Annotated in this window: 27 protein-coding genes and 1 pseudogene; 9 read left to right on the forward strand and 19 right to left on the reverse strand. The window is 65.8% G+C overall.

Annotation, left to right across the window (positions count from 1 at the left end; all coding sequences use genetic code 11):
- Window positions 1-111 precede the first annotated feature (111 nt).
- Window positions 112-1,101, forward strand: coding sequence for a glutathione S-transferase family protein (locus tag ACXYMN_RS06105; protein ID WP_459012617.1), 990 nt, complete (start codon window positions 112-114; stop codon window positions 1,099-1,101).
- 43 nt (window positions 1,102-1,144) lie between these two features.
- Here the strand turns inward: ACXYMN_RS06105 and ACXYMN_RS06110 are convergent, their stop codons facing one another.
- Window positions 1,145-1,477 (reverse strand): hypothetical protein, encoded by a 333-nt coding sequence (locus ACXYMN_RS06110; protein ID WP_459012890.1) that lies wholly within the window; start codon window positions 1,475-1,477, stop codon window positions 1,145-1,147.
- Between ACXYMN_RS06110 and ACXYMN_RS06115 the strand changes: the two are divergent.
- Both ACXYMN_RS06115 and ACXYMN_RS06120 read left to right on the forward strand, forming a co-directional pair.
- Window positions 1,453-1,539: pseudogene (locus tag ACXYMN_RS06115) on the forward strand (hypothetical protein); the annotation flags it as partial. The gene ACXYMN_RS06110 and the pseudogene ACXYMN_RS06115 sit on opposite strands and share 25 nt — an antisense overlap.
- A gap of 145 nt (window positions 1,540-1,684) precedes the next feature.
- Entirely contained in the window at window positions 1,685-2,857 is a 1,173-nt protein-coding gene (locus ACXYMN_RS06120) for a lytic murein transglycosylase (RefSeq protein ID WP_459012618.1), read from the forward strand.
- Between the two features lie 16 nt (window positions 2,858-2,873).
- Here the strand turns inward: ACXYMN_RS06120 and smc are convergent, their stop codons facing one another.
- From smc to ffh, 17 genes are all read right to left on the reverse strand, one after another.
- On the reverse strand, window positions 2,874-6,329 hold the full coding sequence (smc, locus tag ACXYMN_RS06125; RefSeq protein WP_459012619.1) for a chromosome segregation protein SMC: 3,456 nt from the start codon (window positions 6,327-6,329) through the stop codon (window positions 2,874-2,876).
- 198 nt (window positions 6,330-6,527) lie between these two features.
- The gene (locus ACXYMN_RS06130) at window positions 6,528-6,941 is read right to left on the reverse strand and encodes a hypothetical protein (protein WP_459012620.1); all 414 of its coding nucleotides are present in this window, start codon (window positions 6,939-6,941) and stop codon (window positions 6,528-6,530) included.
- A gap of 34 nt (window positions 6,942-6,975) precedes the next feature.
- Window positions 6,976-7,767 carry an HpcH/HpaI aldolase family protein gene (locus ACXYMN_RS06135; protein WP_459012621.1) on the reverse strand — a complete coding sequence of 264 codons (792 nt, stop codon included), beginning with the start codon at window positions 7,765-7,767 and terminating at the stop codon, window positions 6,976-6,978.
- A 28-nt stretch (window positions 7,768-7,795) separates the two neighbouring features.
- Window positions 7,796-8,605: a division plane positioning ATPase MipZ gene (locus tag ACXYMN_RS06140; RefSeq protein ID WP_459012622.1), complete on the reverse strand. Its 810-nt coding sequence runs from the start codon at window positions 8,603-8,605 to the stop codon at window positions 7,796-7,798.
- A gap of 109 nt (window positions 8,606-8,714) precedes the next feature.
- Window positions 8,715-9,635 carry an endonuclease/exonuclease/phosphatase family protein gene (locus ACXYMN_RS06145; protein ID WP_459012623.1) on the reverse strand — a complete coding sequence of 307 codons (921 nt, stop codon included), beginning with the start codon at window positions 9,633-9,635 and terminating at the stop codon, window positions 8,715-8,717.
- A gap of 55 nt (window positions 9,636-9,690) precedes the next feature.
- Window positions 9,691-10,287, reverse strand: a complete 597-nt coding sequence (locus ACXYMN_RS06150) for a hypothetical protein (protein ID WP_459012624.1) — start codon at window positions 10,285-10,287, stop codon at window positions 9,691-9,693.
- 173 nt (window positions 10,288-10,460) lie between these two features.
- On the reverse strand, window positions 10,461-10,682 hold the full coding sequence (gene rpmE / locus ACXYMN_RS06155; RefSeq protein WP_459012625.1) for a 50S ribosomal protein L31: 222 nt from the start codon (window positions 10,680-10,682) through the stop codon (window positions 10,461-10,463).
- A gap of 11 nt (window positions 10,683-10,693) precedes the next feature.
- Window positions 10,694-11,083 (reverse strand): 50S ribosomal protein L19, encoded by a 390-nt coding sequence (gene rplS, locus ACXYMN_RS06160; RefSeq protein ID WP_459012627.1) that lies wholly within the window; start codon window positions 11,081-11,083, stop codon window positions 10,694-10,696.
- 53 nt (window positions 11,084-11,136) lie between these two features.
- Entirely contained in the window at window positions 11,137-11,946 is an 810-nt protein-coding gene (trmD, locus tag ACXYMN_RS06165) for a tRNA (guanosine(37)-N1)-methyltransferase TrmD (RefSeq protein WP_459012628.1), read from the reverse strand.
- A gap of 67 nt (window positions 11,947-12,013) precedes the next feature.
- The gene (locus ACXYMN_RS06170) at window positions 12,014-13,360 is read right to left on the reverse strand and encodes a hypothetical protein (protein WP_459012629.1); all 1,347 of its coding nucleotides are present in this window, start codon (window positions 13,358-13,360) and stop codon (window positions 12,014-12,016) included.
- Between the two features lie 115 nt (window positions 13,361-13,475).
- A complete protein-coding gene (rimM, locus tag ACXYMN_RS06175; protein ID WP_459012891.1) occupies window positions 13,476-13,982 on the reverse strand; it encodes a ribosome maturation factor RimM in 507 nt (168 codons plus the stop codon).
- Between the two features lie 79 nt (window positions 13,983-14,061).
- Entirely contained in the window at window positions 14,062-14,853 is a 792-nt protein-coding gene (locus ACXYMN_RS06180; RefSeq protein ID WP_459012630.1) for a MipA/OmpV family protein, read from the reverse strand.
- Window positions 14,854-15,097: 244 nt separating this feature from the next.
- Window positions 15,098-15,487, reverse strand: coding sequence for a 30S ribosomal protein S16 (gene rpsP, locus ACXYMN_RS06185; RefSeq protein WP_459012631.1), 390 nt, complete (start codon window positions 15,485-15,487; stop codon window positions 15,098-15,100).
- Window positions 15,488-15,528: 41 nt separating this feature from the next.
- Complete coding sequence (locus ACXYMN_RS06190; RefSeq protein WP_459012632.1) at window positions 15,529-15,825, reverse strand: chorismate mutase; 297 nt, start codon at window positions 15,823-15,825, stop codon at window positions 15,529-15,531.
- Window positions 15,818-16,420: a GNAT family N-acetyltransferase gene (locus tag ACXYMN_RS06195; RefSeq protein WP_459012633.1), complete on the reverse strand. Its 603-nt coding sequence runs from the start codon at window positions 16,418-16,420 to the stop codon at window positions 15,818-15,820. Before ACXYMN_RS06195 ends, ACXYMN_RS06190 begins: the two co-directional genes overlap by 8 nt.
- Window positions 16,417-16,947 (reverse strand): GNAT family N-acetyltransferase, encoded by a 531-nt coding sequence (locus ACXYMN_RS06200; RefSeq protein ID WP_459012634.1) that lies wholly within the window; start codon window positions 16,945-16,947, stop codon window positions 16,417-16,419. Before ACXYMN_RS06200 ends, ACXYMN_RS06195 begins: the two co-directional genes overlap by 4 nt.
- A gap of 133 nt (window positions 16,948-17,080) precedes the next feature.
- Entirely contained in the window at window positions 17,081-18,583 is a 1,503-nt protein-coding gene (gene ffh / locus ACXYMN_RS06205; RefSeq protein ID WP_459012635.1) for a signal recognition particle protein, read from the reverse strand.
- Between the two features lie 318 nt (window positions 18,584-18,901).
- Here ffh and ACXYMN_RS06210 point away from each other — a divergent pair, with 318 nt between their 5' ends.
- A complete protein-coding gene (locus ACXYMN_RS06210; protein WP_459012636.1) occupies window positions 18,902-19,780 on the forward strand; it encodes a LysR family transcriptional regulator in 879 nt (292 codons plus the stop codon).
- 139 nt (window positions 19,781-19,919) lie between these two features.
- Here the strand turns inward: ACXYMN_RS06210 and ACXYMN_RS06215 are convergent, their stop codons facing one another.
- Window positions 19,920-20,267: an ArsR/SmtB family transcription factor gene (locus ACXYMN_RS06215; protein WP_459012637.1), complete on the reverse strand. Its 348-nt coding sequence runs from the start codon at window positions 20,265-20,267 to the stop codon at window positions 19,920-19,922.
- A gap of 253 nt (window positions 20,268-20,520) precedes the next feature.
- Here ACXYMN_RS06215 and ACXYMN_RS06220 point away from each other — a divergent pair, with 253 nt between their 5' ends.
- From ACXYMN_RS06220 to ACXYMN_RS06240, 5 genes are all read left to right on the forward strand, one after another.
- Window positions 20,521-20,865: an AtpZ/AtpI family protein gene (locus tag ACXYMN_RS06220; protein WP_459012638.1), complete on the forward strand. Its 345-nt coding sequence runs from the start codon at window positions 20,521-20,523 to the stop codon at window positions 20,863-20,865.
- Window positions 20,855-21,610: a F0F1 ATP synthase subunit A gene (locus ACXYMN_RS06225; protein WP_459012639.1), complete on the forward strand. Its 756-nt coding sequence runs from the start codon at window positions 20,855-20,857 to the stop codon at window positions 21,608-21,610. Before ACXYMN_RS06220 ends, ACXYMN_RS06225 begins: the two co-directional genes overlap by 11 nt.
- An 81-nt stretch (window positions 21,611-21,691) precedes the next feature.
- Window positions 21,692-21,928, forward strand: a complete 237-nt coding sequence (locus tag ACXYMN_RS06230; protein ID WP_076447653.1) for a F0F1 ATP synthase subunit C — start codon at window positions 21,692-21,694, stop codon at window positions 21,926-21,928.
- 88 nt (window positions 21,929-22,016) lie between these two features.
- The gene (locus ACXYMN_RS06235) at window positions 22,017-22,565 is read left to right on the forward strand and encodes a F0F1 ATP synthase subunit B' (protein WP_459012640.1); all 549 of its coding nucleotides are present in this window, start codon (window positions 22,017-22,019) and stop codon (window positions 22,563-22,565) included.
- 5 nt (window positions 22,566-22,570) lie between these two features.
- Window positions 22,571-23,134, forward strand: coding sequence for a F0F1 ATP synthase subunit B (locus ACXYMN_RS06240; RefSeq protein ID WP_459012641.1), 564 nt, complete (start codon window positions 22,571-22,573; stop codon window positions 23,132-23,134).
- The last annotated feature ends 51 nt before the right edge of the window (window positions 23,135-23,185 follow it).

Below are 23,185 nucleotides of genomic sequence, written 5' to 3' on the forward strand. Positions count from 1 at the left end.
ATCGTGAGGCGACCCGCGCTGTGCACTGGCGCAGGGCGCGCGCGCGGTCAGGCGGAATGGCAGTCGGGGTCCCTGCGCCTAAATTTATCCAAACGCAGAAGGAGGCCGCCGATGGGACAGCTCGTCAATGGTGAATGGCACGACCAGTGGTACGATACCGCGAAGACCGGCGGGGCCTTCGTTCGCTCGGACACCACGTTCCGCAACTGGATCACCCGGGACGGGGCGCCGGGGCCGACGGGCGCGGGGGGATTTGCCGCCGAAAGCGGGCGCTATCATCTGTATGTCAGCCACGCCTGCCCCTGGGCGCACCGGACGATGATCTTTCGCGCGCTCAAGGGGCTTGCGGAGCATGTGGGCGTTTCGGTCGTGCATCCGGACATGATGTCGGAAGGCTGGAGTTTTTCGACGGGTTTTCCCGGCGCGACCGGGGATCGGGTCTACGGACTGCCCTTCGCGCGGGATCTGTATCTCAGGGCCGATCCGGGCATCTCGGGGCGGGTGACGGTACCGATCCTTTGGGACAAGACGCGCGAGACGATCGTGTCGAACGAGTCCTCCGAGATCATCCGGATGTTCAACCAGGCGTTCGACGGCATCACCGGCAACCGCGACGACTATTGGCCGGAGGATCTTCGGGCGGCTATCGAGCCGGTCAATGCGCGTATCTACGACACCCTGAACAACGGCGTCTACAAGGCCGGTTTTGCCACCACCCAGGCGGCGTATGACGCGGCGGTGCGACCGCTGTTCGAGACGCTGGACTGGATCGAGGACCGGCTGGGCCAGAGGCGTTATTTGATGGGGGCACAGCCGACCGAGGCCGACTGGCGGCTGTTCACGACGCTGATCCGTTTCGACGCGGTCTATCACGGCCACTTCAAGTGCAACCGCAACCGGATCGTCGATTTCCCGCATATGTCGGGATATCTGCGCGAGCTGTACCAATGGCCCGGCGTCGCCGGAACGGTGCATTTCGACCATATCACGAGGCACTACCATTACAGCCACGATACCATCAATCCCTGCCGGATCGTGCCGATCGGTCCGCAGATCGACCTGATGGCACCGCATGGGCGGGCGCATCTGAAGGCGGCGTGATCGGCCGTAAGGCCGCGACCCTGGGCCCGATCATTCTTCGGGGTCAGTGCGGTTCGCTGTGGTCCGAGGCGTAGTGTTCGGCCATCGCCGCCAGATCCTCGGGGGCGGTGCCCGCGGGGACGAAGGCGCAGGCATTGGCGCAGAGGTTGAAGATCGATCCATCCGAAAAGAAGCTTGACCGGCTGACGAAGATCACCTTGCAGTCGGGCTGCCGGTAGCTGGCCAGGTCGGCGACCGCGAAGGCGCTGCCATCCTCGAGTACCAGGTTCAGGACGATCAGGTCGAACTGCGTCGATTGCAGCGCCGTGGCCGCGGCGGACTGGCTTTCGCAGCGCACCACGGACATGCCCAGCCGCTCTACGTGGCGTTGCCACAGGCGACCAAGCTCGGGATTGCTTTCGACGATCAGGATTCTCATGCGGTGAGGGGCCAGAATAAGACCAGACGAATATCGGTCAAAAGCCCGCCCCATCATAGGGCTAATTCGTGCCAGGGTGTGCCATGCACGGAATCTTGCCGATCTTTTAACCCGGAGGTGGCACTGATAGCCTTTGCCAAACCGGGTATTGCAAGAGGTATGTCCATGCTCCGTGCGCTGATCGTCGTGTTGCTGACCGTGGCCGGGCCGTCCCTTGCCGAGACGCCCTGTGGCGGCAGCTTTCCTGACTTCGTGTCCGGTCTCAAGGCCGAGGCACGCGCGCAGGGCCATGACGCCGCGACCGTGGACCGCTTTTTCGCGACCGTGTCGCAAAGCCAGGCGGTTCTGGCGGCAGACCGGCGGCAGGGGTTCTTTCAGGCGCCGTTCATCGACTTCTCGCGCAAGCTCATCAGTCAGAACCGACTGGACAAGGGGAAAAAGCTGGGTGTCACACACGACGCCATATTCGACCGGATCGAGGCGGAATACGGCATTTCGCGCGGTGTGCTGCTGGCGTTCTGGGCGTTCGAGACGGATTACGGCGCGATCCAGGGCGACTATAACACCGCCGATGCGCTGGTGACGCTGGCCCATGACTGCCGCCGCCCCGAGATTTTTCGCCCGCAGATCTTTGCCGCGCTGGAATTGTTCGACCGCGGCGCCTTTGACCCCGCGCGCACCACCGGGGCCTGGGCCGGCGAGATCGGCATGGTGCAGATGCTGCCCAAGGATATCCTCGAAAACGGCGTCGATGGCGACGGCGACGGGCGGGTCAGCCTCAAGACCTCGGCAGAGGATGCGCTGATGTCGGGCGCGGCGGTGCTGTCGTCGCTGGGATGGCGACCGGGGCAGCCGTGGCTCGATGAGGTCACGCTGCCTGCGGAATTCGACTGGTATCAGACCGGGCTCGAGACCGAAAAGACCGTGGCCGAATGGCGCGCTTTGGGTGTCTCCGCGCGGAACGGGGATCTGGCGTCGGGTGATCTGTTGGCCTCGATCCTGCTGCCGCAGGGCAGGGGCGGCCCAAGTTTCATCGCCTATCCGAACTTTCGCGTATATTTCGAGTGGAACCAAAGCTTTACCTACGTTCTGACCGCCGCCTATTTCGGCACCCGGCTGGAAGGAGCGCCGGTCTACATCGCGGGAAACCCGTCGCCAGGCCTTTCGGGCGCGGAGATGCAGAGCCTGCAAGAGGCGCTGCAGGCGCGGGGCTATGACGTTGGCGGGGTGGACGGTATTCTGGGTGCAGGCACGCGGGCCGCTGTGCGCGACGTTCAGCGCGACCTGGGCCTGCCTGCGGATGCCTGGCCGACGCGGGCGCTGCTGAACCGGCTCTGACGCCGTTCGGGGCCGCTCAGGCGACCATCTTCTCGGCGTTCTTGAGGTCCACGGACACCAGCTGGCTGACACCCTGTTCCTGCATGGTGACGCCGAACAGCCGGTCCATACGGGCCATCGTGACGGCGTGATGGGTGATGATCAGGAAGCGGGTGTTGGTGCGGCGGCACATCTCGTCGAGCATATCGCAGAAGCGGGTGACGTTGGCATCGTCCAGCGGCGCGTCGACCTCGTCGAGTACGCAGATCGGGGCGGGGTTGGCCAGAAACACCGCGAAGATCAGCGCCAGCGCGGTCAGCGTCTGCTCGCCCCCCGACAAGAGCGACAGGGTCGATAGCTTCTTGCCCGGCGGCTGGCACATGATTTCCAGCCCGGCTTCGAGGGGATCGTCGGATTCGACCATGACCAGGTTGGCCTCGCCACCGTTGAACAGATGCGTGAACAGCAGGGAGAAATTGGCGTTGACCTGCTCGAACGCGGTCAGCAGCCGTTCACGGCCCTCGCGGTTGAGAGACGCGATGCCGGAGCGCAGGGTCTTGATCGCCTCTTCCAGGTCGGTCTTTTCCGACAGCAGCAGGTCGTGTTCGTCCTGCACCTCGCGGGCATCGTCCTCGGCGCGCAGATTGACCGCGCCCAAGGCATCGCGCTGGCGCTTCAGGGCGTTGACCCGGGCCTCGATCTCGTCGGCGCGGGCAATGGCGGCAGGATCGACATCCAGCTGTTCGAGCAGTCCGGCGGGCGTGGTGTCCTGGTCTTCGGCGATGCGGTCCGCGGCACTGGTCACGGCGTCGCGCGCGGCTTCGGCGCGGGCCTCGGCGGCGGCGCGGGCTTCCCGGGCTTCGGACGCGGTGCGTTCGGCGTCGCGTTCGCCCGCCACGGCCGCGCGCAGGGCGGCTTCGGCCACGGCCAGCGCATCCCCGGCGGTCTTGCGGCGCGTCTCGGCGGTATCGATGGCCGTGCTGAGCGCGGCATGCTGCTCCTCGATCTGGCGCGGCAGGTCTTCGGCCTCGGCAAGGTCGTCCTCGGCGGCCTCCTTGCGGGCGGTCAATTCGCTGCTGCGGCCCTTGGCGGTCTCGAGACGGTGCCGCCAGCCGGACAATTCCTTGGTGACCTGTTGCGCGCGGGCGGTGCGTGCATCGCCTTCGCGGCGCAGCTCGTCGTGGGCCGAGCGCTTGGCCATCATCGTCATCCGCGCGGCCTCGACCGTCAGCTTGATGTCCTCGACCTCGGCGCGGGCGGCTTCGAGATTGCCAAGCTCGGCCACCGCGCGCTGCGCCTCGACCCGCTGCTTGCGGGCTGTCGTGGCCTCGTCCTCGTGGCGGGTCACGGCAAGCCGCGCGCTTTCCTGCCGGCCCTCGGCCATGTCGCGGTCGGCCTCGGCGCGGTTGAGCGCGCGCGACGCTTCGGTCACCGCCTGGTCCGCGGCGCGGCGCGCCTCGCGGGCCTCCTTGTCGGCGCGGGTCAGGTCGGACAGGCGCATCTGCAACGCCTCATGCGCCCGAGCCGCCCCCTCGAGCCGCGATCCGGCATGCGCGCTTTCCTGTTTCAGCGCTTCGAGGCGGTTGAGCTGTTCCAGGCGCAGGGCGGCCGCAGAGGGCATGTCTTCGGCCCAGGCGCGATAGCCGTCCCAGCGCCAGAGGTCGCCATCGACACTTACCAGACGCTGACCGGGCTTGAGGTTCGGTTGCAGTGCGTTGCCTTCATCCGCATCCACCAGCCCGATCTGGCCCATGCGGCGTTCCAGCACCTCGGGCACCGAGACATGCAGGGTCAGCGGCGTGACGCCCCGGGGCAGGGGTTGCGCCGCATCATAGGCGGGCAGCACCGCCCAGCCCGAGGGACCGTCGGCCTCGACCTCGGGGGCGCGCAGATCGTCGGCGAGGGCGGCCCCCAAGGCCTTCTCGAAGCCCTGTTCGACTTGCAGCCGGTCAAGGATCTGGCCGCCCTCGGCGGTGTCGCGGTCGAGCAGGCGGGCCAGCGCGCTGACCTCGGCCCTGAGCGCATTCATCTCGCCCTCGGCCTCGGACCGTTCGGCACGGGCGTCGGCCTCTCGGGCCTGGGTTTCCGCCCGCGCGCCCTCGGCCTCGGTCAACACGGTTTCGGCGTCGCGCGCGGTGGTCTGCGCGGTGGCAAGCCGGTCTTCGGCGGTCTGGCGCGCGGCGCTTGCGCCTGCCAGGACCGTTTCGGCCTCTTCGACGGCGGTGCGGGATTTCACCGCTTCGGTTTCGTGCCGGTCGAGCATCTTCTGGGTGTCGGCCAGGTAGCGATGCGCCGATTGATGCCGCGCGGCAAGGCGGGCGACGTCTTCGGTCTGTTCGGTCAGCAGGCCTTCGCGTTCCTGCAGGATGGCCGCGGCGGCCTGCGATTCCTCGGCGGCGCGGGCCAGCCGGTCGGGATGGCCGGAACCGGCCTTGGCCAGTTCGCGCGCTTCCCATTCCAGCCGGTCGATGGTCTCGCCCGCGTCGCGGTTGAGGCCCGCCTCGCGGTCGATGTCATGGGTCAGCTGTTCGATGCGGCGGGTCAGGGTGCGGATGGTGTCGTCGGCCCGGGCCTTCTGTTCCTTGAGGGTGTCCCGCTCGACGGTCAGGCGCTGCAGGATCGCGGCGGCGACGGTTTCCTCTTCGCGCAGGGCGGGCAGCGCCTCTTCCGCGCTTGCGCGCGTCCTCGCCGCGTCCAGGGCGGCGCGTTCCGCCTGGGCGGCGGCGGACAGCCGGGCGCGCAGGGCTTCGTCCGCGGTGGCGCGCGCAAGATCGGCATCGGCCCAGCGACGATAGAGCAACAGCCCCTCGGCCTGGCGCAGATCCGTGCCGATGGCCCGGTAGCGGGCGGCCTGACGGGCCTGCCGTGCAAGGCTGGACAGCTGGCTTGCCAGCCCCTCGATCACGTCGTCGATGCGGGTCAGGTTGGCTTCGGTGTTCTTCAGCTTCAGTTCGGCCTCGTGGCGACGCTGGTAGAGGCCCGCGATCCCGGCGGCGTCCTCGAGGATGCGGCGGCGGGCCTTCGGCTTGGCGTTGATCAGTTCCGAGATCTGGCCCTGCCGCACCAGCGCGGGCGATTGCGACCCGGTGGCGGCGTCGGCGAACAGCATCTGCACGTCGCGCGCACGCACGTCCTTGCCGTTGGTCTTGTAGGCAGAGCCCGCATCGCGGGTGATCCGGCGCACGATTTCAAGCTGGTCGGTGTCGTTGAAGCCCGACGGCGCGAGCCGCTCGGAGTTGTCGATCTGCAGGACCACCTCTGCGAAATTGCGCGCCGGGCGCGATGCGGCACCGGCGAAGATCACGTCCTCCATGCCGCCGCCCCGCATCGCCGTAGGGCGGTTTTCGCCCATCACCCAGCGCAGCGCTTCGAGCAGGTTGGACTTGCCGCAGCCATTGGGCCCGACCACGCCGGTCAGGCCATCGGCGATGACAAGGTCCGTGGGGTCCACGAAGCTTTTGAAGCCGGTCAGTTTCAGTTTCGAAAAGCGCAAGGTTCGGACCCCCGATTCCGCGTATCGGTTGATTTTGGGCCTTGGCGGACCCGTCTGTCAAACAATTAGCGCTGTATGTCGCAGGCAGGCATGGCTTATCCACAAGATATCGCGTGCCATCCCATCTATTGAGGGGGATGTACGCCGGCCGGTGGCCTGTGGGCGGCACAGGCGGGATCGGCATCACCGGCGCGATTGTCATCCTTTGCGGCAGGACAGGCTGAAGGTGGACGACACCATCCGTTCGCCCACCGGGCGGGAGGCCCCCAGGACATCGCAGATCCAGTTCGCCCCGCGCGGCAGCTTTGGCGGTTTTTCCGCGCCGGGGCAGGCCAGGGCGAGGATCATCATCGCTTGGTCGCCGACGATCCATTCGACCGGACAGCCGGTGCGGATCTGGGCGGCAATGCCTGCCTTGCGGGCGACGGGCTGAAAGCGCGGGGCAAATTCCACCGATACGCGCTGCGCCTCGATCAGAGCGCCGTTGCCGCGGAACAGAAAGGTGCTGCCGTCCTGGCTGACCCGGACAGGTTCAATGCCCGAAAAGCCGGGGCCACCGGTGTTGCAGCCGGTCAAGGCCAGAAGCAGCAGGAGTAGGGGCCAGATGCGCATGACCCATGACATGCGCGCCATGGTTAATGTCGGGTTAAGCCCGTGGATCGAGACCGCCGCCCGGTTGCCGCCATCGGGCCGCCAGCGCCTGCAAACCCTGCGACAGGAACACGACATCCGCGCCGACCGCGACGAACTGCGCACCGGCGTCGATATGGCCGGCAATTGCGCCGTCCGAGAAATCTATGATGCCTGCGGCCTTGTCGGATGCCGCGATACGGGCCAGCGTCCGGGCCACCACGCGCTGCATCTCGGGGGCGTCCGGGCGGCCCGGATAGCCCAGATCGGCCGACAGGTCGGCGGGGCCGACGAAGACGCCGTCGACGCCCTCGACCGTCAGGATCTCGTCGAGCGCGTCGAGCGCGGCACCGGTTTCGACCTGCACCAGCAGGCACATCTGGTCGTTCGCCGAAGCCACGTAATCGGCGTCGCGCCCGAAATTCGTGGCACGGCCCAGCGCGCCACCCATGCCGCGGATGCCCTCGGGCGGATAGCGCATCGCACGCACCAGCGCGCGGGCCTCGTCGGCGGAATTGACCATCGGGATCAGAAGCGACTGCACGCCGGTGTCGAGCACCTGCTTGATCAGCCACGGCTCGCCCATCGGCAGGCGCACGACCGGATGGGTATGGGGCGACACCACCTGCATCTGGCGCGCGATGGCGGCCAGATCGTTGGGCGTGTGTTCGCCGTCTATCAGCACCCAATCGAAGCCTGCGCGGGCGACAACCTCGGAGACATAGGAATCGGTCAGCCCCATCCAGAGGCCAATCTGCTGCCGACCCTCGCCGAGGGCCGCCTTGAAGCCATTTATCGGTGCGGGCATCGGTGCCTCCTGACTGTGCGCGGCGCGATCAGAACCCGATCGTGACGCCGGGCAGCTTGAGCGCCTTCATCAGGTCGCGCAATTCCTGCCGTGCCGCCACGTTCGAGATGTTGAGCTGCTTGACGCCCACATCCTTGAGGTCGAGCAGGGTCAGCCCGCGCGGGAACAGTTCGCGGAAGATCACCCGCTCGGAAAACCCGGGCGCCACGCGAAAGCCGATGCGCTTGGACAGGGTCGCGAGCGCCTTTTCCATCTTCTGCTTGTTGACCATGTTCTGCGCGCCAAGCCGGTTGCGCAGGACGATCCAGTCGATCGGCTGCAACCCGGCCTGCGCGCGCAACTGGCGGGCGTTCCAGACCATTTCGGAATAGACCGAGGGGCCGACGATCCTTTCGCCATCGGACGCGATATGCGCCAGCAGGTCGAAATCGACGAAGCTGTCATTGAGCGGTGTCACCAGCGTATCGGCCAGCGAATGCGCCACCTGGCTCAGGCGGGTATGCGAGCCCGGGCAGTCGATTAGCACGAAATCCGATCGCGGTTCGAGCACGGCAACGGCGGCGGACAGGCGGTGGTCATAGACGTTCTCGCCCGGGGCCAGCGTGTCCTGGTCGATCTCGGGCAGTTCCATGTAATGCGGCGTCGGCAGATCAAGGCCCTCGGCGGCCATGGTGGCGCGACGGTTGTGGATGTAGCGCCCGAAGGTCTGCTGCCTGAGGTCGAGGTCCAGGGTGCCGACCCGGTGGCCCATCCGGGCCAATGCCGTCGCAATATGCATCGAAACGGTCGACTTGCCCGCACCGCCCTTTTCGTTCCCGACAACGATGATATGCGCCACGTCCCGTTCCCCAGATATTCCGCGATCTTCAACCGGCGCTACGGTATCTAGGGGAACACCACAAGGGAAGCCGTGACATTGGCAAGACCCGCGCGGCGCGGCAGATTGATCACTCGGGCAGGTAGAGGTCGGCGGCGACGGGGTAGTGATCGGACGGCCAGTCGCCCGCGAACCGACGTTGCAGGACGTGCGGCCCGGCGGCGACGCGGATGCCCGCGGACAGCCCGATAAGGTCGATGGCACCGAACAGGTTGATGCCCCGGTCGAAGTGATAGGTCGCCCCTGGCACATCGACAAACGCAAGCCCCGCATCCTCGAGGATCGCCGCCGTTTTCGACCCGGTCCGCGCGTTCAGGTCGCCCGCGAGGATCACCGGCACGCCTTGGTCGAGAAAGCCACCGATGCGGGACGCCGTCAGGGCCGCCGACTTGAGCCGGTTGGAGCCGGAGCGGTATTCGTAATGCACGTTCAGCACGACAAAGGCGCGCCCGCCGCCGCGCGGTCGCAGCTTCACCCAGGACGCGAAGGCCGGATAAGAGCCGTTGAAGGTGCGCGAATAGATCACCTCGGGCGTGTCGGAAAAGAAGAACCAGCCCTGATCCAAGACCGTGTAACGGGCACGGCGATAGAAGATCGGCTGCGTCGACGGAAACACGCGCCAGTCGCCGATTGCGGCAGCGGCATATCCCGGGTTGTTCTTGAGCAAGAAGCTGCGCGCCAGGTTCACATCGTCGGAATTGCCGCCCGCGAAACTCTCCATCTCCTGAAACGACACGATATCGGCGTCGAGCGCCTTGAACGCCGCATCCATGGCCGGGGCGCGGGTGGCCCAGTCGGCGCGCGACCAGGCCCCCTCGGCGCGGTCGAGCCGGATGTAATGCACGTTATGCGTCGCGATCCGGTGGGTGCCTTCGGGCCCGGGCGGCATTGCCGCGCCGGACGAGTTGGAGACGTGAAGCGCACAGGCGACCAGCCCCGGAAGGGCTGCAAGGCCCAGGGCCAGGGTAAGGATGCGGCGGATGATCTGCATGATGTCTGGCCCCTGCCTTGCCCGTCCTTGCCCCGTCTTGCCCGGCCCCGCGCCCCTATGGTGCGGTTTCGACAATGTATCCGTCGGGAATCTCGATGCCGTTGCTTGCCAGCACTACCCTGCGCGGCAGCCAGTCATAGCTCGGGTCGGCGCGCACCGGGCCCCAGTAAAGCGGCCCGCCCATGCGCCACGGATCCAGCACCAGCCCTTCGGGCATATCGGCCCCGGCGGCGCTGATTACCAGCGTCGAATGCTCCAGCCGGAACAGGTTGCGCGGCGGCGCGACGGCGCGGTGCAGATCGAGCGTCCGGAACGCTTCCTGCGCCATGCGCCGTTCCATGTCCTGCGCCCAATGCCAGCACAGACCGCGGCGCTTCAGCCCGGTATTGACCTTGGTATTGTGCAGGATCGGTCCATCCTCGACCTGGTAAAGCGCGCGCAGCTCCATCGGATAGGTGATGGCGATGCGGGCGGCGCGGCTGGCCTCTTCTGGGTCGACGCCCGGGTCGAGGTCCCGGAAGGCCGCTGCAAGTGCCGCGATTTCGGCCTGGCTGGCGGCTGGTCTTTCGGGTTCGACGGGCGCGCCGCAAGCCGTCAGGATCAGCCCCGCGCATAACAGATAGATCAGGTGCACGCTGCGGTTCAGGGTCATGGATCGGCCGGTTCTGCTGCTCGGGGTCAACCTAGCCGCCCGCCGCCGCGCTGTCGATTGCGGGTCGGGGGCGCGGACTCACAAGATCGCGATTCCCGACCGCCGAATGCCGCGCACGAAAAACGCCGCCCCGAAAGGCGGCGTTTCTGCAAATTCCGGTCTGGCGCAATGGCTCAGAAGCCGAGACCTTCGTACTTCTTCTTGAACTTCGACACGCGACCGCCCTGGTCGAGCAGGCGCGACGTGCCGCCGGTCCAGGCAGGGTGCACGGTGGGGTCGATATCGAGCGAGATCGTATCGCCTTCCTTGCCGTAGACGCTGCGGGTCTCGAACGTGCTGCCGTCGGTCATCTTGACGGTCACGACGTGGTATTCGGGGTGAATGCCTTTTTTCATCTCTGCACTCCTCAAGCCTGGGCGCGGTCGCCCTTGGGCGACTTGTAGGTGGTGTCTTCCGCGATGCGGGCCGACTTGCCGCGACGGGCGCGCAGGTAATACAGCTTGGCGCGACGGACGCGACCACGGCGGACAACCTCGATCGACTGGATATTGGTCGAGAACAGGGGGAACACCCGCTCCACGCCTTCACCAAAGGAAATCTTGCGGACGGTGAACGAACCGGCGATGCCGTTGCCGTTCTTGCGGCTGATGCACACACCTTCGAAGTTCTGCACGCGGGTGCGCGTGCCTTCGGTCACCTTGAAGCCGACGCGGATGGTGTCGCCGGCCTTGAAATCGGGAATATCCTTCCCGAGCGAGGCGATCTGTTCCGCCTCGAGTTCTGCGATCAGATTCATCTGACCCACTCCTATTTCTGCTTGCGGTTCGATCCGCAAAGTTGATTGCCGCCTCAGAGCTCTTGGTCTTCTTCCGGGTCCCTACCTTGCGCTTGCAGGTAAGCCCGCCAGAGATCAGGTCGTCGTTCCTTTGTCAGCCTTTCGGCCTCGTTCCGCTGCCAGTCGGTGATCTTCGCGTGATGGCCCGACAGAAGCACTTCCGGGATCGCGCGACCGTTCCAGACGGCGGGTTTCGTAAACTGCGGGTGCTCCAGAAGTCCGTGCGAAAAGGATTCCTCTTCGACGGACGTTTGATTCCCGAGCACGCGCGGTATAAGTCGGACGCTCGCGTCGATCAAGGCCTGTGCTGCGATCTCGCCTCCGGTGAGGACAAAGTCACCCAAAGACACCTCTTCGACACCGAAATGGTCGATCACACGCTGGTCCAGCCCCTCGAACCGCCCGCAGATCAGCGTCATGCCGGGGCCTGCGGCCAGCGCGCGGGCGCGATCCTGGGTGAAGGGCGTGCCGCGCGGCGACAGATACAGCAGCGGCGCGTCAGGGGCGATCCGGGCGCGCGCCTCGATCAGGGCCTTTTCCATCACGTCGGCGCGCAGCACCATGCCCGCGCCGCCGCCCGCGGGGGTGTCATCGACATTGCGGTGCCTGCCTTCGCCGAAGTCGCGCAGGGGGATGGTCTCAAGCTGCCAAAGCTTGTCCTGCAGGGCGCGTCCGGTCAGCGACAGGCCCAGCGTGCCGGGAAACGCCTCGGGAAAGAGGGTGATCACCTGCGCGGTCCAGAGGTCCTTTCGCCCGCCCGTCTCGGACATCAGGTCGCGCGGACGGGTCGACCCGGCGATGGATTTGCGGCCAAAAGAGCGCATGATGCGTCGTCTCGTTGCTGTCTCGATGCGCCAGCCCATAGCGGCTTCGCGGCGGCTTGGCAAAGGGTCAGCCGAAGGTCAGGTAATCCGATGCCTCGGGTGCCGCGACGATCTGCCCGCTGGCGATGTCCCATGCCGGGCGCGGTCTGGCCACGCGTCCGGGGTAGGATTCGAACATGCCGCAGGGCATGTCCCAGCGCGTCGTGCCTGCCAGTTCCGCCACCCGGTCAAGCCGCCTGGCGATGGTCATGGCCGAGGCCGCGACCGCGTCGTCGGGCGTCAGACCGATCTCGTTGCGGCAGTAGACATCGGCATTCCACGCGCTGATGACCGCCTGCACCGCGGCCAGAAACGCCGCGTCATGCCGTTTGGCGGCGCTTTCGAGCGTGCCGTCCATCACCAGGTCGAAGAACCATTGCGCCACGGTGGCGCGGTTGCATTCTGGCCGGGTGACACACCAGAGCGCGGCGTCGCGCTGTCTTGGATCAAGCGGATCATGGCGGATCACGATGTGATGCCAAAGCTCGGGATCGGCAACCCCGAGCGCGTCGAGCGCCTGGCGCATGTCCGAAAGTTCCAATGACGACTGCGCCAGCGCCTGCGTGGCCTCGAAAGCATCGCGGGTCCGCTCAAACGCGATCCGCTGCTTGCCGAGTGCCGAGATCTGGTCGCGGATATCGATGGCAAGCGCGGGATTGCGAAACTCCTGCGCCAGACGTCCGGCCTCGGCCGGGGCTGCCGCAGACAGCCGGTCGAGCATGAACAATTCGCGCACCTGGGTGTCGCTGAGCTCTTCCGAGGCGGGCACCTGCCAGAGGTCGACCACGTGGCCGATCACCGTGGAAATGGCGAAATCGAGCAGGTCGGGTTCGTCCGGTCCATAGGGTTTGGCGTCAAGCCAATACCGCCGCGCAAGTCGCGTTGTGATATGCGCGCGTTGCGTGTCGATGTCGGGGAAGCTGTCCGGTGGACGCCGATGCGCCCGGGCCAGAAGCAGGGCTTCGGGTCTGGCCCGCGACGACTGTGCCTTTGACGACTGTGCCCGTGACGACTGTGCCTTTGAAGACTGTGCCTTTGAAGACTGTGCCCGCGACGACGTTGGTCGGGCGGGTTTTGGCGGGACCGGGCTAGGCTGGCCATGTGTAGCCAGCGCCGCCGAGGATTGGGCGGCTTCGGTCCGGGGGGCTTCGGTCCGGGGGGCTTCGGTCCGGGCGGCGGCCGTCTCTGCGGGGCGGGGGGCGTCGGTTGCGTGGTCCGCGCGTCGGCCCCAACTGCTCAAATGGACCGCGATGGTCGACAGGATCGCGATCGCCAGCAACAGTCCGGCCTGGCCGACGGCATCCGTCAGCCCGGTCGTGACAGACCGCGGCACCGCCATGAGCGCAACGCCCGGCGCGATCGCCAGTGTGGACAATACCAACCTTTGATGCTGCACAAACATACCCACCCACAGAAATACCTGCACAGGTCTAGACCCGAATATCGGCGGAAAGCGGGCAGGGCTTGGGCGTCACCAAGGAGATCGCGGGTCAGTCGAAAATACCGTCCGGGGGATCGGCGACGATCTTGCCGGCCGACAGATCGACCGTCGGTACCACCGATTGCGTGAACGGCAACAGCACGGTTTGCGCCGCGTCGGGTTGCGTGACCTCGAGCAGATCCGTGGCGCCGTGGTTGAGCACCGCCTTGACCGTGCCCAGCAGGGCGCCGCCGGTGTCCTGCACCGTCAGGCCGATCAGATCGGCGTGATAATACTCGTCATCGGGCAGTTGCGGCAGGCGGTCGCGCGGCACGAACAGTTGCGTGCCCCGCAGCGCGTCGGCGTCTTCCTTCGACCGCACACCCGACAGCCGAACCGCGAAGCCCTGCTTCACGGGGCGCGTGATCTGCATCTCGAAGGTCTGGCTGGCATCCTCGGTCTCAAAGGGGCCATAGTCGACGATGGCTTCGGGGTCGGCGGTAAAGCTCTTGATGCGCGCTTCGCCATTGACGCCGAAGGCACCGCCGATCACGCCGACGCAGATCCTGTTGTCCACCATGTGCCTCGCTCCTTGCGGTTCCTGCCCATGGCGATAGCGCCCGACGGCAGCGAAACGCAATCGCCGGTCTGTCCGATCAGAAGCCGAGCTGGATGTTGCGGGTAAAACCGACGCGGGCGCCGATATCGTCGCGACGCCCGTTCTTGACGATCGGGCTGTCGGCGGCATCGTTCATGTAGCGATCCCAGGTCAGCCCAGTCTCGAGGCCCCAGTTGTCGTTGATCTGATAGGTCATCACGACCTCGGCACCGACGGACACCAGACCGCCATCGGCGTCGTAGGCCGGGTTCAGCGCCGAGGCTTCGGACGCGGACACGCCGAAATAGGTATCGGTGAATTCGGCGCTGCCGAACAGCGCGCGCGGGCCCATCGTCAGGGTCAGGTCCCGACGCGGGTTCATGATGACATCCGCGCCGATTTCGCCAACCACGCCCTCGTGGCCGCCGAAACCCTGCCGGATGTCGGCGAAGGCGCTGAAGTTGCGGGTGCCGTAGCTGACGCCAAGGCCCAGTTCGAACGCCGCGTCGATGTCGTCGAGACCGGTCAGCAGGTCGTATTCGCTGGCGTCACGCTCGGCGATGTAGCGAAACGAGCCGCCGATCCCGAAGCCCAGCTTCGGCGCGCGCGGGTCCGGATCGCCAAATGCCAGCGAGCCGATGTTGATGGAGTGGAACTTGAACCCGATATCGGGGCTGTACCCGTACTCGTCCGCGCCGAAATAGGCCGGTCCACTGGCGACACCGCCGCGCAACGAAAAGCTGAGCGCGGGCGCATTGCCCCCGGCCGATGCGCCCGACGTCTGCGCGGTCACCGTCGCAGGCGCCACGAGAAGGGTCGTCAGGGCGGCCAGGGAAACCAGTGTCTTCATTGCGGATGCTCCTGCAAAAAACGTGCTGGTGCGCAGCGCGAAAGGGCCTGCGCACAGGATCTGTTGATTCGAATGTAGGGCGTGGCATGGACTTTGAACAGGGCTCACCAACAATTTTCAGCAGGTCGTGAATCCGTGCATCAGGTTCGGTCAGATGGCGAAAAAAGCGCGCGGAGAGGGGTCTCTCCGCGCGCGCAATGCCCCTAAAGGCGGGCTGACAACAATGCCCCGCAAGGCGGGCTGATTACTCTGCGGTTTCCTCGGCAGGGGCGTCTGCCGCGGGCGCTTCGGACGCAGCCGCGGCCTTTTCGGCGCGGGACGCCGCGCGTTCCTGGGCGGCCTTGCCGGGCGTGCCCTTCTTGAGGTTGGACCGCTCGGTCTTCGGGGCCTCGCCAGCCGCCTCGAGGAACCGTGCGATCCGGTCCGTGGTCTGGGCGCCTTGGCCGAGCCAGTACTTCACCCGCTCGAGGTCCATGACGACGCGGCTTTCGTCATCCTTGGGCAGCAGCGGATTGTAGGTGCCCAGCTTCTCGATGAAGCGGCCATCGCGCGGCATGCGGCTGTCGGCGACGACGATTGCGTAATGCGGGCGCTTCTTGGAGCCGCCGCGGGCGAGGCGAATTTTGGTAGCCATGATCGTTTCTCCTTGGGATATTCAATGCCGGGCACGCCCGGTCAGGATTGGTGCTTCTTGTGGTGCTGGATGACTTCCTGAATGATGAAGTTCAGGAATTTCTTGGCGAATTCCGGGTCGAGATCGGCCTCTTCCGCCAAAGCTTCGAGGCGCGCGATCTGGTCCTTTTCGCGCGCGGGATCGGACGGCGGCAGATCGTGCTGCGCCTTGAGGACGCCCACGGCCTGGGTGTGCTTGAACCGTTCCGCAAGAGTGTAGACCAGGATCGCGTCGAGCCGGTCGATCGAGGTGCGATGCGCGCCCAGAAGGGTCGCGGCGCGGTTGATGGCGTCAGTCAATGGCCCAGCCTTTCGGTTTGAACAGCGGATCGATGTAGTTCTGGATTTCCATCTCGATGCCATGGGCGATCTGCGACTGGCGCAGCGCTTGCGGCGAGGGATGGCGGTAGCAGACATCGCTGCCGTCCACGGTTTCGGCGGCAGGGTCGCGGACAGCACCCAGCCGCTCGGCCAACAGGACCGAGCTCAGGTCCTTGGGGTCGAGGTAAGAGACGGCTGTGTCCCAGCCCGCCGTGTCGTAGAAATACCGCCGGACCCGGGCCGTCGCCTCGAGCGCGTAGCCGTGCCCGGCCCGATCCGGCCAGATGATCCAGGCGATCTCGCGCTCGGGCCATTTCGCGGGTTTCCAGCCGCCCGCCATGCCCACCGTCTCGCCGGTACCCTGAAGGTGGATCATCCACATGCCGTAGCCGCGGATTTCCCAGTGGCCGATTTCGGCGGCATAGAGCATCCAGGCTTCATAGGTATTGAGCGGACCGCCCATGAACCGCGACCGGTAAGAGGCGAAGGTGGCCTTGAAGTCCGGATAATCACCGGCCTCGGGCGCGCGCAGCTCGAGCCGGTGCGTGGTGAGCGTGGGGATGGTCTGGATCATGCGGCCACCTCGGCGGCGGACGGGTGCCGCCAAAGCTCGTCGATGCCCATGAACGGGTTGTCATAGGTCCGCTCATGCACCGCGCCGAGGCGACGGGCAAGGGCCTTGGAGCGGGTGTTCGAGGGCACGATGTTCGACGTGAGGGTGGTCAGGCCAAGCGGGCCATAGGCCCATTCGCGGGCTTTCAGGGCGGCCTCGTAGGCGATGCCCCGACCCTCGTATCCGTCGAACACGACCCAGCCAAGCTCGGGTTCGGGCCACCCTTCGGGATTCCAGATGCCGCTGATCCCGGCAGGCTGGCCCGATGCCCTGTCTTCGACGGTGAAGTAGCCATAGCCATGGATGTGCCAGTGCCCGATATTGCACGCCCACCAGCGCCACGTCTCTGCGCGCGCCATCACCGGTCCGAAGCCCGGTGCGCGGACCGGGTCGGCGTGGAACGCGGCCAGCGCGTCGAAGTCGCGCAGTTCGGGGCCGCGCAGGATCAGGCGCTCGGTCTCGAGGCGGGGAGCGGGAGTCAGGCCCATGCCGATGCTCCGGTGCCAGTGGCAGGCGTGGCGCCTGCGTATTTGGAAAATGGAAAGGCAGCAGTGCCGCGCATGGCCACGGGCGCGCGCCAGCCGGCATGGTCGGTCGCGGGACATGGGCGCGCAGAGATCGTCATTTCTTCTTGCCGAAGCCAGACAGGCCGCCGGGCAATGTGCCGCCCATGCCGCCGGGAAGCCCGCCCGTGCCGCCCAGCGCCCTGGCCGCGGCTTCGAGCTGCTTCGGGTCCATCTGCGACGGGTCCATGCCCGCGGGCATGCCGCCCTTGCCGAACATGCCGCGCATCGCCTGTTTCATCATGCCGCCTTTGCCCATCTTGCCCATCTTCTTCATCATGTCGCCCATCTGGCGCTGCATCTTGAGAAGCTTGTTGAGCTCGGACACGTCGAGGCCCGACCCCTTTGCGATGCGTTTCTTTCGGCTGGCCTGCAGCATCTGCGGGTTGGCGCGTTCGCGCTTGGTCATCGAGTTGATCAGCGCGATCTGTCGACGCAGGACCGAATCGTCGATGCCCGCGCCTTCCATCTGCTTGGCCATCTTGCCCATGCCCGGCATCATCGACATCATGCCTTCCATGCCGCCCATCTTCTGCATCTGCTCGAGCTGCATCTTCAGGTCGTTCATGTTGAACTGACCCTTCTGGAAGCGCTTCATCATGCGCTCGGCCTGTTCGACCTCGAGGGTTTCCTGCGCCTTCTCGACCAGGGCCACGATGTCGCCCATGCCCAGGATGCGGCCCGCGACGCGGTCCGGCTCGAAGGTTTCGAGCGCGTCCATCTTTTCGCCGAGGCCGACGAACTTGATCGGCTTGCCGGTCACGGCCCGCATCGACAGCGCCGCACCGCCACGTCCGTCGCCGTCCATCCGGGTCAGCACCACGCCGGTGACGCCGATCTTGTCGTCGAATTCCTCGGCGACGTTGACCGCGTCCTGACCGGTCAGCCCGTCAACCACCAGCAGCGTCTCGCGCGGGGTGACGGCGTCGCGCACGGCGGCGGCCTGGGCAATCAGGTCATGGTCGATGTGCAGACGGCCCGCCGTGTCGAGCAGGTAGACATCGTAGCCTCCGAGGCTGGCCTGGGTCTTGGCGCGTCTGGCGATGGTGACCGGGTCCTCGCCCTTGACGATGGGCAGGGTGTCGACGCCGATCTGGCGACCGAGGATTTCGAGCTGTTCCATCGCCGCGGGACGGTTGACGTCGAGCGACGCCATCAGCACCTTCTTGCGATCGCGTTCGGTCAGTCGCTTGGCCAGCTTGGCGGTCGTTGTGGTCTTGCCCGACCCCTGCAGGCCGACCATCAGGATCGGCGCGGGCGGGTTGGCGATGCGCAGCGCGCCGGGTTCCTCATCGTCGCCGGCCAGGACCTGGATCAGCTCGTCATGGACGATCTTCACGACCTGCTGGCCGGGCGTGATCGATTTGGTGACGGCAGCGCCGGTCGCCTTTTTCTCCACTGCCTTGATGAAATTGCGGGCCACGGGCAGCGACACGTCGGCCTCGAGCAGCGCGACGCGCACCTCGCGCAGGGCGGTGCGGACGTCGTCTTCGGACAGGGCGCCCTGCTTGGTCAGCCGGTCGAAGACGCCGCCCAGGCGATCTGACAGATTCTCGAACATCGGGGCTGGCCCCTCCTACTGCGTTTCCCTGCCCCCCAGATGGGGGCGCCCGCGCGCATGCGCAAACCCCGATGGTCAAAACCGGTCGTGCCCCCGTGGGCGCAACGCGCTGACGGAGGGCGATCCCGGGCATGGCCCATGGGACCGGAAGCAATGGGACTTCCGGGGTGTTGCGGGCGCGTATAAGCGCGGGCGCGGCGGCGAGTCAAGTGTCGCCGCACCGCGGGCCACGATGCGGTGGCACTTGCAAATGCGCACCTGGCAGGCGCTTATGGGCGTTCACCGTGAAACTGCGCACACACATCCGGAGCGGGCCATATGGAAAACTGGGACGAGGTCCGCACGGCGTTTCAGGTGGCGCGCATGGGTACGGTATCCGGCGCCGCGGAGGTGCTGGGCGTGCATCATGCCACCGTCATCCGCCATATCGACGCGATCGAGGCGCGGCTGGGCGTCAAGCTGTTCCAACGCCATGCGCGCGGCTATACGCCCACCGAGGCCGGGCAGGACCTGCTGCGCGTGGCCCAGGCCACCGACGAACAGTTTCAACAGTTGACCAGCCGGATCAAGGGGCAGGGGGCCGAGGTTTCGGGCGAGCTGATGGTGACATCGCTGATCAACTTCGCGCCGCTCATGGTCCCGGCGCTGGCGTCGTTTCAGGAAGCGTATCCCGACGTGGTGGTGCGCTACATGACCGACGACCGGGTGTTCCGCCTGGAATACGGCGAAGCACATGTCGCGCTGCGCTCGGGCAGTCGGCCCGACGAGCCGGACAACGTGGTGCAGAGGTTCATGGATCACCACGTCGCGCTCTATGCGTCATCGGCCTATGTCGCCAGGAACGGGATGCCGACCGACGCGGAGGAGCTGATCCGGCATCGTTTCGTCGCGTCTGACAACATCGACAACCGGGCGCCGTTCTTTCGCTGGCTGAAAGAGAACGTGCCGCGCGACCGGGTGGTGTTCCGCACGTCCGACGTACGGGTGATGCGCAACGCGGTGATATCCGGCGTTGGGATCGGCTTCGTATCAGTGCGCGAGGCAGAGGATCTGAGCGAACTGGTCGAAATCATGCCGCCGCTTGAGGATTGGGTGTCGTCATCCTGGCTTGTCACCCATGTCGATCTGCACCGAACCGCGAAGGTCCAGGCGTTTCTCAAGCATCTCAAGGCCTATGTCGGCGGGACGGAGCGCTGACCGTCCGTCTTTCCATTTTCCAAATACGCATTTCCGCGTCTGGCCAGCCGCGCGACGCCGGACGGACCGCCGATCGTCGACAGCGGCGTCCACCCGGAAAGCCCGGGGCGGTTGATCGGGGCGATCCCGGCGAAGCCGCTTATCCGCCCGGGCGGGCGTCTTCGCGCGACCCAAGCTCGGTCTGGAGGAACCGTTCGAAATCGTCGAGGTGGATGGGTTCGACCTGACCGTAGCTCTGCATCCACACCGCCGCGTCGCGCAACGCATCGGGTTCGAGCTGGCACCATTTCAGCCGCCCGCGCTTCTCCTGCGAAATGAGCCCCGCCGCCGCCAGAATGCCCAGATGCTTCGAGATCGCCGCGAGCGACATTTCGAACGGTTCGGCGACATCGGTCACGGCCATGTCGTCTTCCAGCAACATGCCGAGGATGCGCCGCCGCGTCGGATCGGCAAGGGCGGCGAAGACGAGGTCGAGATCACGGGCCATGGGAAGGCACATGGCGGCCAATCCGCCCCGCCGTCAAGCGGCCATTGGCGTTACTCAACCCGGAAGTTGAATGACGCCGCGCCGCCGTTTTGATCGCGTCAAGCACAACCGCACCGCGGCGGGACAAAACCGCGACCTGATAACCGCCACAATTTCAATGGCTTGCAAGGGGCATTCCGGCCTTGCCCCGCCGCTTGACTCGACCGCCCGTGCCGCTTAGCAAACTGACGAACTCTGATGGGGCGTGACGGGCGTGGACGATCTCGACCACAAACAGCGCATGAGCGATCTCGAAGCCAGGATCGCGGCGATGAAAGCGGCCAAGTTGCCGCCGAAGCGCCACCAGGACGAGCACTACTCCCAGGCGCAGCATGCCTGGCGGATGGTGATAGAACTAGTGGCCGGTCTCGGGATCGGCTTTGGCATCGGATGGGGGCTCGACGCGGTGTTTGGCACGCAGCCCTGGCTTCTGGTGCTGTTTACATTGCTGGGGTTCGCGGCGGGCGTGAACGTGATGATACGCACCGCCCGGGAACTGCAGGACCAAAAGCTGGCCGAACCGGCCAATGAGGACGAGAGGACCAAAGATGGCGACTGAAGCTGGCGGTACTGAGACCGGTCTCGTGTTCCACCCGATGGACCAGTTCATCGTGTCCCCGCTGTTCGGGGATGGTCCGGTGGGCATGTTCACCATCACCAACGCAACGCTCTGGATGGCGCTGACCGTTCTCGCGGTGGTCGCGCTTCTGGTTCTGGGCACCGGCGGACGGTCGATCGTGCCGAGCCGGGCGCAGTCGGTCGCGGAACTTGCCTACGGCTTCATCTACAAGATGGTCGAGGACATCACCGGCAAGGAAGGCGTCAAGTATTTCCCGTATATCATGACGCTGTTCATGTTCATCGTCTTTGCCAATTTCCTCGGGCTCATTCCGATGGCCTTCACCACGACGTCACATATCGCGGTGACGGCGGTGATGGCGATGGCGGTGTTCCTCGGGGTGACGATCCTGGGCTTCGTCAAGAACGGCACCAAGTTTCTGGGCCTGTTCTGGGTCAGCTCCGCGCCGCTCGCGCTGCGCCCGATCCTGGCGCTGATCGAGGTTATCTCGTACTTCGTGCGCCCGGTCAGCCACTCCATTCGTCTGGCCGGCAACATGATGGCCGGACACGCCGTGATCAAGGTTTTCGCGGGCTTCGCGGCCATCGCGGCCATCTCGCCGCTGTCGGTCCTGGCCATCACGGCGATGTATGGCCTCGAGGTGCTGGTGTCCTTCATCCAGGCCTACGTCTTCACCATCCTGACCTGCGTGTACCTCAAGGACGCGCTGCATCCGGCACACTAAACGTTTCACGAACGACGGGCGGGCGCCCTGGCGCGCGCCCTGCAGACAACGCAAAGCAATTCCATCGTAAGGAGAGAACTCATGGAAGGCGATATCGTACAAATGGGCGCATTCATCGGCGCGGGCCTGGCATGCATGGGCATGGGTGGCGCAGCCGTCGGTGTGGGCAATGTCGCAGGCAACTACCTCGCCGGTGCGCTTCGGAACCCTTCGGCCGCCGCGTCGCAGACCGCGACCCTCTTCATCGGCATCGCATTCGCGGAAGCACTGGGCATCTTCTCGTTCCTGGTCGCACTTCTGCTGATGTTCGCCGTCTAAGAGACGTCCGGGCATTCCTTACGCGACGGGCGGGACCGGATCTTTCCGGACCGCCCGCTGATTGATGAGAGGCTTGACGGAGGACGCCATGGCGACCGAAACAACTGCCGCAGTCGGCGAAGGGCTTCCCCATAGCCCAGAGGCCGCTCCGGGCATGCCGCAGCTCGATTTTTCGACCTTCGGCAACCAGATATTCTGGCTGATCGTCACGCTTGTCGTGATCTATTTCGTGCTGTCCCGCATTGCCCTGCCACGCATCGGCGCGGTTCTGGCAGAGCGTCAGGGCACGATCACCAACGACATCGCCAGGGCGGAAGACCTCAAGAAAAAGGCAGACGAGGCGGAAGAGGCCTATCAGAAGGCCCTGTCCGATGCGCGGATCCAGGCGCAGAAGATCGCCGAGGAAACCCGCGAAGAGATCAAGGGCCAGGTCGCCGACGCGCAGGCCAGGTCCGATGCCGAGATTGCCGCGCAGACCGCGGAATCCGAAAAGGAAATCAACGCGATCCGGGCCTCTGCCATGACCAATGTCGAGGCGGTTGCGAAGGATACCGCGGCGGCCCTGGTGGCAGCGCTTGGCGCCACTGCGGACCAGGCCGAGATCGACCAGGCCGTCGATGCGCGGTTGAAGGGGTAAGCGAGATGAAGAAACTCACCATCCTGACCGCGTCCTCCGCAATCATCGCCTCACCCGCGCTGGCCGCGGGCGATGCATTCTTTTCGCTCAGAAACACCGATTTCATCGTGCTTCTGGGCTTTCTCCTCTTCATCGGCGTGCTGATCTACTACAACGTGCCCGCGCTTCTGGGGAAGTTGCTGGACGACCGCGCCGCGGGCATCCGGTCGGAACTCGACGAAGCGCGCGGGCTGCGCGAAGAGGCGCAGACGCTTCTTGCCAGCTATGAGCGCAAGCAGCGCGACGTTCAGGACCAGGCGGATCGGATCGTCGTGCAGGCGCGCGAAGATGCCGAGACAAGCAAGCGGCAGGCGCTTGAGGATCTCGACCGTTCCATCGAACGTCGCATCGCAGCGGCCAAGGACCAGATCGCCTCGGCCGAGCAGGCCGCAATCAAGGATGTCCGCGACCGTGCCATCACCGTGGCAATCGCCGCGTCGCGCGACGTGGTTGCCAAGAAGATGGGCGCGGCCGAACAGGGCAAGCTGATCGACGACGCCATCGCGCAGGTCGGACGCAAGCTGCACTGATCCGAACGCGATCCAGTTGCCAAAGACCCGGACCCTTGATCCGGGTCTTTT

The sequence above is a fragment of the Roseivivax sp. CAU 1753 genome (assembly GCF_054482575.1).

Coding starts and splice junctions, on each gene's coding strand:
- ACXYMN_RS06105 (WP_459012617.1), top strand. CDS start 112: ATGGGACAGCTCGTCAATGGTGAATGGCACGACCAGTGGTACGATACC.
- ffh (WP_459012635.1), bottom strand. CDS start 18,583: ATGTTCGAGAATCTGTCAGATCGCCTGGGCGGCGTCTTCGACCGGCTG.
- ACXYMN_RS06180 (WP_459012630.1), bottom strand. CDS start 14,853: ATGAAGACACTGGTTTCCCTGGCCGCCCTGACGACCCTTCTCGTGGCG.
- ACXYMN_RS06210 (WP_459012636.1), top strand. CDS start 18,902: ATGGAAAACTGGGACGAGGTCCGCACGGCGTTTCAGGTGGCGCGCATG.
- ACXYMN_RS06230 (WP_076447653.1), top strand. CDS start 21,692: ATGGAAGGCGATATCGTACAAATGGGCGCATTCATCGGCGCGGGCCTG.
- ACXYMN_RS06225 (WP_459012639.1), top strand. CDS start 20,855: ATGGCGACTGAAGCTGGCGGTACTGAGACCGGTCTCGTGTTCCACCCG.
- ACXYMN_RS06130 (WP_459012620.1), bottom strand. CDS start 6,941: ATGCGCATCTGGCCCCTACTCCTGCTGCTTCTGGCCTTGACCGGCTGC.
- rpmE (WP_459012625.1), bottom strand. CDS start 10,682: ATGAAAAAAGGCATTCACCCCGAATACCACGTCGTGACCGTCAAGATG.
- ACXYMN_RS06135 (WP_459012621.1), bottom strand. CDS start 7,767: ATGCCCGCACCGATAAATGGCTTCAAGGCGGCCCTCGGCGAGGGTCGG.
- rplS (WP_459012627.1), bottom strand. CDS start 11,083: ATGAATCTGATCGCAGAACTCGAGGCGGAACAGATCGCCTCGCTCGGG.
- ACXYMN_RS06240 (WP_459012641.1), top strand. CDS start 22,571: ATGAAGAAACTCACCATCCTGACCGCGTCCTCCGCAATCATCGCCTCA.
- trmD (WP_459012628.1), bottom strand. CDS start 11,946: ATGCGCTCTTTTGGCCGCAAATCCATCGCCGGGTCGACCCGTCCGCGC.
- ACXYMN_RS06195 (WP_459012633.1), bottom strand. CDS start 16,420: ATGATCCAGACCATCCCCACGCTCACCACGCACCGGCTCGAGCTGCGC.
- ACXYMN_RS06215 (WP_459012637.1), bottom strand. CDS start 20,267: ATGGCCCGTGATCTCGACCTCGTCTTCGCCGCCCTTGCCGATCCGACG.
- ACXYMN_RS06150 (WP_459012624.1), bottom strand. CDS start 10,287: ATGACCCTGAACCGCAGCGTGCACCTGATCTATCTGTTATGCGCGGGG.
- ACXYMN_RS06120 (WP_459012618.1), top strand. CDS start 1,685: ATGCTCCGTGCGCTGATCGTCGTGTTGCTGACCGTGGCCGGGCCGTCC.
- ACXYMN_RS06145 (WP_459012623.1), bottom strand. CDS start 9,635: ATGCAGATCATCCGCCGCATCCTTACCCTGGCCCTGGGCCTTGCAGCC.
- ACXYMN_RS06200 (WP_459012634.1), bottom strand. CDS start 16,947: ATGGGCCTGACTCCCGCTCCCCGCCTCGAGACCGAGCGCCTGATCCTG.
- rpsP (WP_459012631.1), bottom strand. CDS start 15,487: ATGGCTACCAAAATTCGCCTCGCCCGCGGCGGCTCCAAGAAGCGCCCG.
- ACXYMN_RS06235 (WP_459012640.1), top strand. CDS start 22,017: ATGGCGACCGAAACAACTGCCGCAGTCGGCGAAGGGCTTCCCCATAGC.